The sequence below is a fragment of the Mixta gaviniae genome, assembly GCF_002953195.1.
Classification (GTDB): domain Bacteria; phylum Pseudomonadota; class Gammaproteobacteria; order Enterobacterales; family Enterobacteriaceae; genus Mixta; species Mixta gaviniae.
Genome location: NZ_CP026377.1, coordinates 649233 through 664634, shown reverse-complemented (window position 1 = coordinate 664634; position 15402 = coordinate 649233). Strand labels below are relative to the sequence as shown.

General features: G+C 51.2%; 13 protein-coding genes and 1 pseudogene. 5 read left to right on the top strand and 9 right to left on the bottom strand.

What is annotated here, in order from left to right; genetic code table 11:
• Nucleotides 1–39: 39 nt before the first annotated feature.
• Nucleotides 40–945 (bottom strand): polyprenyl synthetase family protein, encoded by a 906-nt coding sequence (locus tag C2E15_RS03070; RefSeq protein WP_104956078.1) that lies wholly within the window; start codon nt 943–945, stop codon nt 40–42.
• 214 nt (nt 946–1159) lie between these two features.
• Nucleotides 1160–1738, bottom strand: a complete 579-nt coding sequence (locus C2E15_RS03065) for a YtfJ family protein (protein WP_104956077.1) — start codon at nt 1736–1738, stop codon at nt 1160–1162.
• A gap of 777 nt (nt 1739–2515) precedes the next feature.
• On the opposite strand from C2E15_RS03065, the gene C2E15_RS03060 reads away from it, so the two are divergent.
• Nucleotides 2516–3529, top strand: a complete 1014-nt coding sequence (locus C2E15_RS03060; RefSeq protein ID WP_104956076.1) for an HNH endonuclease domain-containing protein — start codon at nt 2516–2518, stop codon at nt 3527–3529.
• Nucleotides 3529–4107 carry a class I SAM-dependent DNA methyltransferase gene (locus C2E15_RS03055; RefSeq protein ID WP_104959058.1) on the top strand — a complete coding sequence of 193 codons (579 nt, stop codon included), beginning with the start codon at nt 3529–3531 and terminating at the stop codon, nt 4105–4107. The genes C2E15_RS03060 and C2E15_RS03055 overlap by 1 nt, the downstream gene beginning before the upstream one ends.
• 86 nt (nt 4108–4193) lie before the next feature.
• Here C2E15_RS03055 and C2E15_RS03050 read toward each other — a convergent pair whose 3' ends face one another.
• Complete coding sequence (locus C2E15_RS03050; RefSeq protein ID WP_104956075.1) at nt 4194–4817, bottom strand: hypothetical protein; 624 nt, start codon at nt 4815–4817, stop codon at nt 4194–4196.
• Nucleotides 4818–5021: 204 nt separating this feature from the next.
• Here C2E15_RS03050 and C2E15_RS03045 point away from each other — a divergent pair, with 204 nt between their 5' ends.
• Entirely contained in the window at nt 5022–5690 is a 669-nt protein-coding gene (locus C2E15_RS03045) for a YecA/YgfB family protein (protein WP_104956074.1), read from the top strand.
• Here C2E15_RS03045 and C2E15_RS03040 read toward each other — a convergent pair.
• The 5 genes from C2E15_RS03040 to C2E15_RS22380 all read right to left on the bottom strand — a co-directional run bounded on the left by C2E15_RS03040 (nt 5687) and on the right by C2E15_RS22380 (nt 9731).
• Nucleotides 5687–6307, bottom strand: coding sequence for a DJ-1/PfpI family protein (locus tag C2E15_RS03040; RefSeq protein WP_104956073.1), 621 nt, complete (start codon nt 6305–6307; stop codon nt 5687–5689). The genes C2E15_RS03045 and C2E15_RS03040 overlap by 4 nt on opposite strands.
• Before the next feature lie 79 nt (nt 6308–6386).
• A complete protein-coding gene (locus tag C2E15_RS03035) occupies nt 6387–7430 on the bottom strand; it encodes a hypothetical protein (protein WP_104959057.1) in 1044 nt (347 codons plus the stop codon).
• 25 nt (nt 7431–7455) lie between these two features.
• Nucleotides 7456–9174 (bottom strand): DUF4153 domain-containing protein, encoded by a 1719-nt coding sequence (locus tag C2E15_RS03030; RefSeq protein ID WP_167391820.1) that lies wholly within the window; start codon nt 9172–9174, stop codon nt 7456–7458.
• 220 nt (nt 9175–9394) lie between these two features.
• A complete protein-coding gene (locus tag C2E15_RS22385; protein ID WP_483869473.1) occupies nt 9395–9598 on the bottom strand; it encodes a hypothetical protein in 204 nt (67 codons plus the stop codon).
• A complete protein-coding gene (locus tag C2E15_RS22380; protein ID WP_483869470.1) occupies nt 9519–9731 on the bottom strand; it encodes a contact-dependent growth inhibition system immunity protein in 213 nt (70 codons plus the stop codon). The genes C2E15_RS22385 and C2E15_RS22380 overlap by 80 nt, the downstream gene beginning before the upstream one ends.
• A gap of 1365 nt (nt 9732–11096) precedes the next feature.
• Here C2E15_RS22380 and C2E15_RS03020 point away from each other — a divergent pair.
• Nucleotides 11097–12236 (top strand): hypothetical protein, encoded by a 1140-nt coding sequence (locus C2E15_RS03020; RefSeq protein WP_104956071.1) that lies wholly within the window; start codon nt 11097–11099, stop codon nt 12234–12236.
• A gap of 170 nt (nt 12237–12406) precedes the next feature.
• Nucleotides 12407–13480, top strand: coding sequence for a hypothetical protein (locus C2E15_RS21205; protein ID WP_146108523.1), 1074 nt, complete (start codon nt 12407–12409; stop codon nt 13478–13480).
• 502 nt (nt 13481–13982) lie between these two features.
• On the opposite strand, the pseudogene C2E15_RS03010 reads toward C2E15_RS21205, so the two are convergent.
• Nucleotides 13983–15392, bottom strand: a pseudogene (locus tag C2E15_RS03010) (DNA primase family protein); the annotation flags it as partial.
• Nucleotides 15393–15402 lie beyond the last annotated feature (10 nt).

The following is a 15402-nucleotide window of genomic DNA, read 5'->3' as shown; positions in this document are numbered from 1 at the left end:
GCTCCAGTCGCTATGGCATCCTGAGATAAAAAGCGTGTCTTAGCCGAACAGCGCCAGCTGCTTGTCGAACCAGGCGTGCATAAAGCGCCGCGTGGCGACACCGCGATGGCAGGCGCTGGAGAGATGCTCGTCCGCGCTGTGCAGATGCGCGCGCAGCCGCTGATGCACCGCCTCCGCGCCGAGCATCGCCACCAGCGTCGATTTGCCGTGATCTTTATTGAGATCTTTGCCGGTGCCGCTCAGGCCGTCGGCAAGATCGTCCAGCAGCTGAAACGCCTGCCCCAGATCCTGCGCAAAGCAGCGCAGCCGCTGACGCGCCTGCGGCGGCGCATCGGCGACGATCGCCGCCATTTGCAGCGTGGCATCAAACAGGCGGCTGGTTTTCAGTTCATTGGCGAGCAGGATCGCTTCGGCGCTGCGTGTCTCGGCGCCCTCGTGCAGATCGAGGTACTGCCCCTGCACCAGCCCCTGCAGCCCGACGGCGGTAGAGAGTTCCGCCACCGCCTGGGTTTTGCAGGCGTGCGACAGCGACTGCGCCTCCGCCACCACGCCGAAAGCACGGCTGAGCAGCGCCACGGCGGCGAGGATAGCGACGTTTTCGCCATACTGCCGGTGAATGGTGGGACGGCCGCGACGCAGCAGCGCGTTATCCATGCAGGGAATGTCGTCGAGCATCAGCGAAGCGGCATGAACCATCTCCACCGCGCAGGCGAGATCGAGCAGGCCGGGCTGGTCGGCGCGGCAGCCGAGGTCGCGCGCTGCCAGCACCAGCAGCAACGGGCGCACCCGTTTGCCCGCCACCAGCGTGCCTTCGCGCATCGCCGTATAGACCAGGTCTTGCTGTTGGCCCGCAGGCAACAGCTGATCGAGGCGGGTTTGCAGCGCCTCGCGCAGCGCCTGCAGCTCATCTTCGTGGTTTACGCATTTGTCGGCGTTGACGTTCATCGTTACGGTCCTGGTTCCTCGTCGTGGCGGTGTAATGCGGATGGCGCATGTCACGGCTGCCAGTAAGCCGTAATGACCTGAGTACGCTGGGGACAGGAGAGAACTTTTGCAGCATGAACAGCCGTTTGCCCGCTTATTTCTGCCCCGCTGTGTCTGGAAAGCGTAGCGCAATCTACAGATATTTCCTTTTATGCAGCGGCGGCGTCACAACTATTTACCTGGCTTTAACAATGCCCGCCGGCGTCAGCAGCTGACGCAGCAGCGTCATGACCTGCTCCACTTCGGCGGCGGTCAGCGCGCCATCTTTGGCGAAACGTACCCGCCCGCTTTTATCCAGCACCACGATGGCGGAGCCGCCCGCCTGCAGTTGCCAGGCGCGCCGGACGGCGCCGCGATCGTCCACCACGAACTGCGCGGCCGGGGTTTCCCGTTTGCTTTCTTCCAGGCTGCGCCGCACAAACAGCGCGCTGCCGGGGATGGCATCGTCAGTATTGACGATGGTGGTGACCGCGAACTGACTCACCGGAAAGCCCGCCTTGCCGACGGCATCGATCAGCGCGGCGTTTTGATCTTTGGCCGACAGCCGCCCTGCCATATGCAGTACCACGCCCACTTTGCCGCTGAGGCGCGCGCTGTTCCAGGCCTGATAGCGCAGCGCATCCTGCTGCAGCTGCAGCTCACCGCGATCCGCCACGCCGACCGGCGGCACGCGTTCCCCTTCCACAAAATGATGGGCCGAGGCGAAAAAAGGCAGCCCGCCGGTTATCAGCACTATCGCCGCGCGTAAAGTCATTCGGTTCTCCGGTGATGGGGCAGATAGCCGCCCTGGGTAGATAGCAATCAGGAGGAAGTATAAGACGACATAACGAATAAAACGGCCAAAGAGTGGCCGGGCAGATTCTGGCGTGGTGCGGGACGGTATTAGCGATTTACCGCGAAAGGCAGCCGGCTGGCGAGCAATGGGGTTTACAGGGCGATAATCAGGTGTGGCAGGAAAACGATCGATACGAGCTAATTGCGTGCCTGGAAATTCAGGCGCGGCCGGAATGTCTCCCCACGGTATTCATAAATAATCGCGTTACTAAATGAAAACACACGGCCGCCATATTTGATATCGATAACCTCGCCATCCATCGTTACGTTCGCCCCGCTGCCGGCGGCGACAAGAAAAGGAACGTGCTTAGCGAGGCTGGTCCCGCAACAGGTATAGAAGACATTCAGTATCCCTCTGTATTACCTCCTTCGAAGAATATATTGAAATAGCCAAACAATTACTATTTTTTTATTTTTCAGTAACTTAAACTGTAACAGGTTTAGTTGTGATGGAAAATGCTTAAGCCTTATATGAAGTGCTTCTTCGCTTTATCAAGTAACAACGCCCCTCTTCCCTCACCTACGTAAACGCCCCTGTTCTTCAGTTTAACCATTCGCTTAAAGCCCTAACTGGCGAAGTCATATCACTGATTGTTGATTCGCTCATCATTCAAACGCTGATGGTTTATTATGTGATGCCGTTACAGGTTAAGTTAACGCTTACTGCCCGCACAGGCAGCATCATCAGGATAACCCTATGCGCTTTTATCAGGCTGACCCGACGCTGGAAAACTACTGGCGCGGCGTAATCCTTTTCGGCAAGAACGCCGCCTCCTATAAGTTTGCCCTGGCGCATGCGCTTTATGATCTGCATGCGCAGCCCAGCGAGCTGATCACGCTTGAGACGCTGGCCGTCCCTTTTGCCCGCCACCTTTGTCAGCATTTGCAGCACGCGCCTAAGCAGACTACCGCCAACCGCAGCCAGTTTCTGGACGCCTGTGCGCAGTTTAATCGGGGCGAGCTAAGCGAAGCGCAGCTGACGGAAATTACCATCAGGCGCGGTTTTAATAACGTGATCGACGCGTTTCACAACGTGAACCACGCCGAAATCGCGCAGCGCTTTTTTCTCGATGAGCGTAAAACGACAAAAGGCATTCGTCTGACCGATAACTTTTATCGCCTGGCGGAGAGCGAGCAGTTTAACAATCTGATCCATGAGACCGACGCGCGCTGGCGTCTGGTGGAACAGGCGTGGGAGATGGGCGTGTCACGCAACCTGATTGCGGTGGAATATGATCAACAGCAACAACTGCTGTTCAGCCGTCAGCGCGAACGGCGCGTGAATATCACCAGTTGCCGCAACAGCCTGAACGGCTATCAGAAGGGGCGCTGCTTCTACTGCTATCGCGCCATCAGCCTGACGCCAGGCAAGGAGAACCTGGCGGATGTCGACCATTTTCTGCCGTGGAGCCTGCAGCATAAGGTGAGTAATATTAATGGTGTCTGGAACCTGGTGCTGGCCTGCCAGAACTGCAACCGCGGCGAGAACGGCAAATTTGCCCGCATTCCTTCGCTTTCGCTGCTGGCGCGTCTGCATCATCGCAATGAATATTTTATCAACAGTCACCTGCCCCTGCGCGAGACGCTGTTACAGCAGACCGGCAAACAGCCGGAACAGCGCCATGCCTTTCTGCAGCGCGCCTGGCAGACCGCGCTGGATACACTGATGCATCAGTGGGAGCCGGTGGCGCAGGGAGACGCGATATTTTGATAAGCATCGATTATTACCAGCAGCATGCGCAGCGCTTTTTCGACGAGACGGTCGCAGTGGATATGTCCATGCTGCATGAGCGCTTTCTCGCTTGCCTGCCGCCGGCGGCGCTGATTCTGGATGCGGGCTGCGGCTCCGGGCGTGACGCGCTGGCTTTTCTGAGACACGGTTATCGGGTTGAAGCATTTGACGCCGCCAGCGAAATGGCTGACCGCGCCCGCGCCCTGACTGGCCTGCCGGTAAGTACGCTGCGTTTCGACCAGTTCAGCGCGCCGGCGCGCTACGATGGCATCTGGTGCTGCGCTTCGCTGCTGCATGTCGCCGAGGCGGAGCTGCCGGGTACCTTTGCCCGTCTGACCCAGGCGCTGAAGCCAGGCGGCATCTGGTATCTTTCGTTTAAACGCGGCAGCGGCGAGCGCGAACAGAACGGCCGACGCTTTACCGATCTTACCGGGGCGCGCTTGCGTAAGCTGATAGAGGAGCTGGATAACGTGGCGGTGCAGGATATCTGGCTGAGCGAGGATAAGCGGCCGGGACGTAATGAGGTGTGGGTGAACGGACTGGTCAGGCGGGGATAGTTGTTTGACAGGCCATTTTTATGCGGCCTTATTTTATGAACAAGAAGGCCGCTATAACGTTATGCCTCAGGCATCTGCTCCGGCATTTAGCGGTAAGGTCTGATGATCAGACAGGCTGCGCCCCAGGCACCGTCATCGCCTTCGTCATAAATATCTGAAGTAACCTGCTGAACCTGAAACTTATCTCCAATCCGATCCCTGACGTAATTCTCAATACTTTCAAACTTGCCGGCCACGCGCTGCTCAGCGCTCATGCGCACCCCTACCGGCGCAGAGTAATAATAGGCAAAGGCGCCGAACTCAATGGATGATTCGCCGTTGCCCATATTCAGCACCGACGTAATGCGCTCAATATCTTTGTACCAGCCCGACGGGCCGCCCGGCTGGTTTTTGATTTCAATCACCGCCCTTGGCTTTGAGTTGCCCCACCACAGCAGGATATCGAAGCGTCCGCGCAGACGAGCCTTGCGCGGCTTCGGGCCTGGCGTCGGCGCGCACGCATAATCCATCGTCGTCAACCCGTTGCTTTCAATCGTCACGAATTTAGCGCCTTCCATCTCGCTCAGCGCTCTGGCGACATAGGTCGTCACCATATATTCCGATGCCGCCCACACCCACTCGCCGCCGGACATACGCGCATAGTCTGCCTGCGCGTTTTCAATGCCGCTGATAAGCGCGCCCTTAATAGTCTCTAATGCAATCGCTGGCATGTTTTCCTTTCCTCGTTATGGTGATTAAGCCTGCAAAGGTAAGCCAGCGGGCCGCGAAACGATGGCAAGAACATCGCCGCTTATCATTACTATTTACAGGGATAACCCTATCCCGTCAGGCCTGTTGCCAGATTTATCGCTAAGCTCAGTGAATAAGCGTGTACACTGCTGCGGTTTTGAACTTAAGCGCCCAGGAGGCACAGTATGAAAGAAGGCCCATTGACCGAGAAAGAGCTGCAATGGCTTGACGAAATACTGGAGAAATATGGCAGCGACGAGTCGATTGTGGATGTCGCCGAACTGGATGGTCTGCTGACCGCCGTGCTTTCCGGCCCGAGAAGCATCGAGCCGAGCGAGTGGCTGGTGGCGCTCTGGGGCGGGCAGAACCGTATCCCCAAGTGGAGCAACGAGCGCGAGATGAACCGCTTTATGGAACTCTGCTTCCAGCATATGAATGACATCGCCGATCGTCTGGCGGAGTTCCCTGAGCAGTTCGATCCGCTGTTCGGCGTGCGTGAGACCGAAGGCGAAGATTTCACCGTGGTGGAAGAGTGGTGCTTTGGCTATATGCGCGGCGTGGCGCTGAGCGACTGGTCAGCGCTGCCGGCAGAGTTGCAGCCCGCGCTGGACGCCATCGCCCTGCACGGCAAGGAAGAGAACTTCCCGCAGCTGGAGACGCTTTCCCCGGAAGAGATGGAAGCGCGTTTCGCCGCCATCCGCCCTGCGGCGCTGGCGCTGCATGATTACTGGATCGCCCAGCCGGAAGCGGTGCCTGAGCCGCAGCAGCCGATCGTCGTCGAACAGAAGCCGGGCCGGAATGACCCCTGTTTCTGCGGTAGCGGTAAGAAATATAAGCAGTGCTGCCTGCACTAAATAAGATGCGCCTGCGGGCGCATTTTTTTATTTTCGGTCCAGTCAAAATCCAGCTGTCTGGCGGTACGTTCAGCAAGCCTCCTGTCAGTCAGCCGCTCGACTAAATGCAGGCTCATATCAATACCTGCAGAAATCCCGGCCGAAGAGACAATCGCCCCTTCATCCACCCAGCGCACGCCCTGTTTAACGGCTACCTGTGGGAACATGGCGCGCAGATCGTCAATATCTTCCCAGTGAGTTGTCGCCGACTTACCTGTCAGCAGCCCGGCTTTAGCCAGCAAAAAAGCACCCGTACATACTGATGCTGTGAGGGTTGTTTTTAAAGCCTGCTGTTGAATCCATTCGATGACGTTCGCCTTTTCCAGTTCAGCCGTGACGACCCCGCCGGGTATGATTAAACAATCAATTGCCGGATGATTATCTGATGAAAAATCTGGATCAATTTTCAGGCCGGCCCGGGCATGCACGGGCTTTAATGACTCACCTACCGTAAAAACAGTAAACAGCGGAGAATCGCCGTGATGGACACGGGAGGCGCAGGTAAACACTTCATAAGGCCCGGCAAAATCCAGCACTTCAACGTTATCAAAAAGATAAATAGCGACGTTAACAGGCATAGCGGCTCCATCGACAGTGTGTACAAAGTTATCGTGTTTTTTAAATACAACTGCGCCAGCTGAAGAGAGGGTGTCTCTTTTACATTTCGTTTATCCGTTTAAGGATATTTTCCAGTTTTTCCTCAAGCTGATGTTTACGTAAATAGGCCTTCACCTCCCGCGCCCAGCCGGCTCCGTCACCCAGAATGGCACGGCTGTGCGTGGCAGAATATAAAGCACGATTATCATAGAGATTGATCAGCGTTTGGTTGACCCCTTCAAGGCTGCAGACGGGATTTTTACGCTGCTGCTGTTCCAGCGCCCGGACAATGCGCAACTGGTGTTGCGCATCGGGCGTATACTCCCGTTCATCCAGTTCACTGAGTACCAAAAACAGCGGCGGGATGCCCTCTTCCAGCGCCGCCTGTAAACGGTAGTGACCATCCAGGATCACGAAGGAGGCCAGCCCGGCGATATACCAAACCAGCACCGGCGGCAAGGCGCCCTCACGGCTCTTTTTACGCCACCATTTTAGCCTGCCTGCATGTTTATCGATGGCGTAGCGCCCCAGCAGTAAGTTACCGCCCCACCACCAGTCTACCAGGCTCACCTTTTGCGGAGCCGTTAAATCAGGAAAATCTTCGCCGTAGAGCGTCCAGTCGCAGCCGATATTGCCGGCGCTGGCCGGCGCATGAAAAGACCAGTTCTCTACCCTGGCCGGCGGCTGGCTGGCACAGGGCGCGGCAGGCGTGGTATACGCCATTGGCCGCAGCAGCCAGCGGCGCGCAGGCAATAATGCCTCCGGCGCCGCCATCAGCTGTCGGGCAAAATAGCGGCACCATTCGCCTGTCCACGCCTGGGTTCCCTGCTTTTTAACGGACTCCACATCCGCTGACGTTACCGGCGGCAGTAACCCCTGCTGCGCGGGATGATCGGCATTAAAGACCAGCCAGACGCCGGCGTGATCTTTCAACATCGAGGCCCAGAACAGCGTCTCGCCCTGGAACTGTAACGCCATTCGCCCATGGTGGCCGCTGAGCATCTCCATGGCATAACCAGGCTGCTGTGCCTTCTGTACGATCAGCTCCAGCCCCTGCCAGACGTTGTCGCGATCGCGTAAATCTTTCCACCAGTATTGCGCCATATCACCTTCTCTGTCGCGGCCGCTGTTAATCATCCAGGCCATAGTACTGTACCGGATAGCGCTGACCATTGATCTCCAGATCGCGCCAGGGTTTGATGACCGCTTTCGGCATCCCTTCGCGGATGGCTTTGTCGGCGCTTTCCGACAGCATTGCGTTACCCGCCTGACGCCACTTTGCGTCTTGTCGGGTGTAGACGGCGATCGCGGGCTGATAGTGGTTATAGAGCAGCACTTCCGGCGCACCATCGTTATTAAGATCCTGCATCCAGACCAGACAGGAGCCCGCCTCCATCAGGCAGGTGCTGAGCGAACTATCTATATATTCTGCCTGCGCCTGCCACCAGCTTTCGGGTGGCGCTTCGCTGCCTGCACGCAATGGGATGCTACGCTGCAGGTCACTGACGCCTGGCTTAGTGCTATCGGTCTGTTGCCCTGCCAGGATTTGCATCAGTAGGCTTTTTTGCCCGGCAGGATCGTTGAGCCACTGCGGATGCGCCTTCAGTTCTTGCAGCATCGCTTTGCCCCGCCGCCCCGCATTGCTGAAGGTATAGATATCTCCCGTATCCGCTTTTGCTTTGCCCTGCGTATAGCGCGCCAGCTGGTTTTTCACGCTGATGCGCAGCGGATCCAGCACGGGCGTATGCAGCAAAAACCCGCCGCAGGCAGTCAGCGCCAGCATCAAAACGGTAAAGGTGTTCATGTTGCCGGCGCCCTGTGACCAGGCGCGTCGCTGCGCCCTTAACAGCAGCAGCGAGCCGCTAAAGGCAAGCAGTGCGATAGCCACAGCGTAAACGCGCTCTTCCGTCCAGCCATATTCGCCGATACGCAGCCACAGCGCCCAGCCAGCCAGCGCTGCCAGTAGCGGCGTAAGATATTGCGCAACCAGTACCAGACGGGCAACCGCACGCTGCCAGCGTGATCCCCCTGGCGCGCTTTCGCCCACTATCGCGCTGAATACCAGCATCAGCAGTGTCATGGAGAGCAGCAGCGTTGCGGCTGAAAAAGACTTCGGGATAATCGCCAGCCCGGTAAAAGGCAGACAGGCCAGGAACAGCAGCGATGTGATGGCGTGCAGCGGCAGCAGTACATTGACCGCCAGCGTGATCAGATTGCGGTACATGCCGGCGGCGCCCGGCAGGCGTCGACAAAATACGATGCCTGCGGCGATCACCGCTCCGGTTGCCATGGACGGGAAAAAAGCATTATCAAAAAAGAGCTGCTCGAACAGCTTAATGCCGATCATGCTGAAGAGTTTGCTCCACAGCATCAATACCAGCCAGAACAGCCCGGTCATAATGGCCGTGACGCCAAAGGTGAAGGTGTTATTCCACAGCGCGCCGGTGATAAAGGCGCTTAATGCCCCCTTGCCCTGTTTCTGCGCCGGTTCATTGCAGAACGCAGCTAAAAACGGCATCGCCAGCATGAGCAGAAAGATGATGGCGCAGCTGTTTTGGAAATGAAACTCGCCTGCCGTCATCTCCGGGAAGTTCCAGCGCCGCCAGCCAGTCATCAGCGCGATAAACGGCAGCGTCAGCAGCGCACCGAGCCAGGGCTTAACGGCGTTAAGACGATAGAGTGTGAAAGCGAGTACGCAGGCCGCCGACAGCACAAGCGGCGGCAGGTAGAACGAATAGCGGCCCTGCAGATGCAGCCCGGACGGTAACGCCCATAGCAGCCCGGCGAGGGTACCGATAGCGATGATTGTCCATTTGGTATTTGCGGGGAATATCTCTTTTTGCAACATAGCGATTCCTTGCTGATTTACCGTTGAAATAGCGCTATTCATACGCCAGTTTTTTGGCAAAGGCCAGAGTTGGGGGTGGTACTGCATCACGATTAAATACACTATCAAGGTGTGAGGAGAGTTTGTTCATTTTGCCAAAAGGCGACAGGTAGACCGGGAGGCTGGATCTGTTTAAGAAGTTCTGCCCTGCATTTCTGGAGGCGTGAGCCATGGTGAGCGTTTATATGCGGCTGAGCGCCAGCCTGCGTACTGTCATCAGAAAGCGATAGGCTGTGGTTTGCCAAAGCGCTGGTGAAAAATCAAAGTCGTACCGGGTTTTAAGTGCGTCTTTCAGAGGGTCTTTACTACTGGTGATGAAGGCATCGGCTTCTTCTGCTAACCCATTCCGGCGCAGATTGTATAAAAAGCCCAATGATACCTTCAATGGTTTCCTCGCTGTCATTAATGAGAGCGTAATCCTGATTAAAGTAACCCTGAGTGATCTGATCGAGGTGATAAAAATTTTGTATGACAGGCCGTGGGGGATAGGGATGAATGAACTGCGTAATCTTATTCATCGGCCATTCTGATGCTACGAAATATGCTTTATCTCATTATTTAAGCCCTTAGGGAATAAGCATAAACATGCCATCGTCATCGTAATCGACAAAGGTATACTTCTTTTCTTACGGTTTTGTAGAACGCACATTGATGTTTTTCAGAGTCATAAAATTTTCCTGCCATGACCTTTATGAATATATAACCACTATCGAACCCAAATATACGCACGGCGCTATAATCACTAGCGACTTGATATGGATTGACTTAGGTTGCGTGAAAAAGCGAGGAAAGACTTGCGGATACTGGATTCCGGACACAAAAAAAGCCGCCCCTGGGCGACTTGATTGCATACTTGGTGCGAAGGCCGGACTCGAATACTAATGCAAAAAACTGTTTTTATAGTGTTTTTTATAAGAAAAACCCAAGAGTGCCCCTTTTTGTGCCCCCAAGTTAATTTATGGCTACGTGTTTAAAAACAGGCAGTTGTAGTTTTGATTAAAAATCACCCATTTATTTTTTTCATAAATTTTTTCCTTTCGGTTCAGTTCCGTGCCGTAGACCCTTACCGGCACTACCGCCCCTAAATTTTAATATTCACTCAGAAAAAAAAGGTTTTACTGAAAAGTGTTTACCCTGTTCACCTTTCTTTTTTTATTGATAACTATCATATAGTTAAATAGTGATCTCTTACATTTTTACTGTTCATCCCCCTTCACCCGAGGGTGACACTGTTCACTTTCAGGCGTAAAAATCTGGCCTGCCCTGCTTGGCTTGTTCGGATGGTTATCTATCGCATTGAAGCCATTAGCTAGCTCCATCGCTTGGCAAATCGGTGTCAGCCTGAAGGCTTATGGCAGAACTTCACTAATTCACTGATCTTCTAAAGTGAAAGGCTGCTGTAGACTGTGAGTTCAACTGATGGACGTAAAAAACCATTAAATCTTGTAGACAAAAAACGTAACAAAGCCAAAAACTGTCATAATTGTCAATATATAATAAGAAATTAAAGTCATCTCCTAATGACAGCCTCATATCTATAATGTTTTTATATAAGATAATCGCATTTGTGTTTGAGGGTGATAAAAGGGCAGGCGCTTTGTTATATTTAACTTGTTAATTATTTCATTTATAGTTATTATTCTAAACAATGTGTTTATTTATAAACACCTTAAGATGTTAACAAAAGGATTAAAGTGATTTCAAATTACTGCATTAGGAATGCAGGAATATGATTAGTTTCATCTGTTTATTAATGAATTTATAGGTATTTTTTCACAGACTGAAAGTAGTTATAAAAAACTCAAAATCATGTTGATTTTCTTAATTTAATAGATTAAATTAAAAAATCAACTATTTTTCCTCGTTCTAGAGTGGACTGCATTATGACATTCAAAGTTATTGGCAACACGAAAGATATAAAAAGCGACACGCATGTAATATATTGCCAAGCATCTCCAGAGAAATTTCTGGATATAGTTGGTAATAATTTTGGCGAATTTAGCATTCAGAGAAAAAGAGAAACGCACAAAGCATACAGGCGATTAAAGGAAGACATTATAGAAGGTGCTCTCTTGCCCTCTATCACGCTATCCGTTAAACATCACTTGGTCGAAAATATAATTAGAAGCATCGGAAATGAGAAGGACCTTGAACGATTACTTTCAAGCAACGGGGTGGTCGACATATTAGATGGCCTCCAGAGAACTTACATTTTAAATGACCTAAAAGAAAGCGGGGTTGTTTTTAAAGAAAATCAGACTTTATTGTTGGAATATTGGCTCGAACCAAGTTTAAGCAAATTAATTTATAGAATGATAGTGCTTAATTCAGGGCAAAAAGCAATGTCAATGAGGCATCAAATAGAGTTGCTTTTCATGTCATTGAAAGAAACAATCAGCCCTGAAATACCTTCAATTGAAATTATCACTGAAAAGGAAACAAAACGAAGAACTCAGTCAAATAAATATCATTTGAGTAACATCGTTTCTTCCTATCATGCATTTATTACTTCATCCCACGAATCTGACAAAGAAAACTTAGTCGCACAAAAACTAATTGATGAAGGCTCCTTTGATCTTTCTGAAAGTGAGCTTACTGCTCAGTTTGAAGAGTATATAAGCTATTTGAAGAAGTTTGTGGAGCTTGATGCGTTATTTTGGGTTATTTACTCTGATGTGAGTACACTAGAAGAAGAACACAACGTTAAACTGGGTGATGCACAAATTTGGTTTGGCTCTGAAAATGTCATGATGTCATTATTCAGTGCCATTCAACAAAGTTTAAAGAATGGAAAAAAACATCGTGTTGATCAGGCTATTGAATCCTTGCTAAAACGAGTGCACGATGGAGATTCAGACCCATTAGGATTAGTGAATTTTAATGGGGTCAAGCTAGGTCAGTTTTCTAAGAAAGCTAATATGGGTTTCATTACAAGGAAGCTGATACATACTGGATTCAAAGAGTTCATAAGAGAATGTGGAGAAACACATCTAAATGAATGTTGGCCACTAGCAGCAGAGTGAATAATGGAAAACTTAAACCTTACAGATGAAGCAAAAAGAAAATTTATTGATTTATATGAAAGCATGCTTCCTGATTTTCAGGAAGAATATAGTCAGCAGGAAGAGGGGGGCTTGAAGTAAACGAACTTGGTCAAGAAGATGATAATACCCCAAAATTAACGCTGGAAGTTTTGAATAATTATTATTTAAGCGTTAATGGCAATGTGGTTATACCTGTTCGTGAGATTGAAAAATCAATAAATACAAACACTGTTATGGATGTAGATATTCAAAATGAAAATGATGAGTTAATCGCAACATTATGTTTAATGAATCTTGATCATCAAGAAAATGTATATTCATTATCAAAAAATAGATTGTTCGCTTTTTTTTATGACTCCATACTGGCTGGCACCTGTGAAGCTAATCATCAATTCAGTAGTCATTATGTTGTAATTGAGCCTGAACATTATGAGTATTACTTAAGTATAATGAATACATCTGAATTATGGGGGGGATATACCCATAAAGAGAAGCCTGTCGGAAAAGTAAGAACTATAGGAAATATAAAAATAAAACAAAACTATCAATATCCGTCCTTGAATCATAATGAGTCAATGGTGATGGCCATTTATTCGTTAAGTACCTTTGAACGTTATCTAAAATATTATCATCAATTAGAGTTATTGTTTGATGCTGTAAGGATATCAAAATTAAAAGCAATAAATACCAATGATCTGAAAGGTTATGCTGACGCCTTGAAGATATGTAGCAAGGGCAATGAGATATCTCACTTAGAATATATCATAAAAAACTACGTCACTAGCTTTGATGAAATAATAGAGTCCATGTCACTAATAATAAATTACGAGGCACTGGCAAAGGATATGTTTCAAGGATATAGTAAAGAAGGGAATCCATTATCTGATGAGGCTCGCTGGAGTGTTAACATTAAGCACCTTAATGAAAATAACTATAACCCTGCAACTTTAGCAACTTCAGTACAGCACCAAGGCAGTACCGTAAGGTTAATAAATAAGAATGATATTGGTCTATTCAATGATTTTCTGGTAAAGGTTATATCATACTGGATATATCGCATTCGTTGTTCAATTGCACACAATAGAATTAGTGAGTATGTTTTTAGCTACTCTGATGAAGGATTTATCTCTGAATTTGGGGAAAGATTACTTTTATCAGTTATTAAATCCGTATTATCCAATGCAGGGTTACATCAAGAAATGAGTATTCTTAGCCAAACGTAGTGATGGATTGACATCACTTCTAGCAATGTAAGGTTGCGTGCCCTTCAAGTCAATGGAGGTAGTAGCACGCACCAGTATAATAAAATTATAAGTAATTCATGATTGGTATATTTAACAACACCCTTTTTTATTTGACGCGAATCTAGGGCGGGAGCAGAAGAAACTCGTCCAGTAGATATTATGGAGAAGGGGACGCCAGTATAAGCACTGCTGGATAGGTATGGATTTTATGGCAGTTACAGACCAAATCGAACAATAATTTCCATTACGTTTAAGTATGTGGGTATTTTTTCTCATGGGGAAGCGGAGCCAACAGCATTCAATTTTTTGCAAATTTTCACAGTGGTTTGTGACCGGACCATGAATAACTTATTCCTTTATATATTTAATTAAAATATCGCTTACAACCTTAACCTCATATAATCGCACAAATTATCACCAGATAGATAACTTCCGCTTTTGGCACAAACCGGCCAGAGCAGGTTTGATCTTTTCGTATGATTTATGCATCGCAGCGCGGCAGCCAGTTGGCCTCGCAGTCCTCGCTAAGATCAAGGCTAGTCTGAATGCCGTTCTTCGTCTTACGCTTCAGCAGCTCTATCTCGTACTCCTTCAGCGTCTGCGGCACCGCCTGGCCAAACGCCGTCAGGCTCATCGGGTGCTGATAACCTCTGGCCTCCATAAATGACAGGTAGGCGTGATAGAGATAGCGACGCGGGTTCATGGGGCGGATATTTGCATTGCCGATAAACAGCCCGGTCGGCGTACTCAGCGGCGTCAGGTAGCCGCAGAAGTCGACCATCGGGTCGGCGCTACGCTTGATTCCCAGCGCCTCCTCTGACGACTGCTGCGCCTGAAGCAGCTCTCGGGCATCATCAGGTTGGGTGAAGCGCTGCATCAGGTGGCGCACGATAACCGCCAGCTCACCGGCAATCTTTTCCAGCAGCTGCGGGTCGCGCTCGTTTGCCGGTATCACGTCCGGGAACGGCAGGATTACCCGGCGACGGGAGACGCCGCCGCTGCGGTCGCTGAAGCGCATCGGGTTGTTGTTTACCGCCAGTATTACCGCCGGAATGTGCGTTGAATAGGCGTCGCGGTACTTCGGGTCAATCGCCACGGCGTCGCCGCCGGTAATGGCTTTAATGCCCGCGCCGTCACCACTCCACTTCTCTTGGTCAGGCAGAATAATTAAGGAGTAGCCGACCACGCTGGCGCGTTCCCGCGACGATTCCAGCGTATCGATGGTCGCGGCCGTGGTGTTGTCCTCTCCGGCCAGCAGGCGGGCAATGGAGGCCATCACGCTTTTCCCGCTGCCGCCGGGGCCGGTGACCTCAAGGAACAGCTGCCAGTCATAGCAGTTGGCCAGTACCATAAATAACGCCGCGAGGATATGCTCCTGCTTTGTTTCATTACGTCCGGCCGCCCGCGTCAGCCACTGCCAGAAGTATGGTGCATCATCCGCTAGATTCTCGCCCGCTTTCGGGGTGGTGTAGTTGACGCTGTTAACGGTACGGAGCCAGTACTCTTTTCTATGCTGGCCGAATACGCCGGTCACAGTGTCAAACACGCCGTTACGAAAGCCAATCAGCCGGTGGGGCGGTGCGTCCATCTGCGGCACCATCAGCTTAAGGGTATCCACGATACCACCGATACCGGTTGCCGAGAATGGCGCGCGCACCTTCTGGAACAGCGCGGCAATTTCCCGGCTGAGCACGCGGTACGGCAGCACCTGCCACGCGCGGTGCTCGTAGCGGCACAGGTCTTCACCCACGACCGGCACGGCCAGCGTGTTGAGGTAGTGCGTGGCCAGCGGTTCGGCCTTCTGACTGGCGCTCATGGCCTTCAGGTCAGCCTCGCTCACAGACTCAAACGGGCTGAGCGCTTTCGGCTGCGTAAACGCGGTCAGCATTGCCTGATAAAAA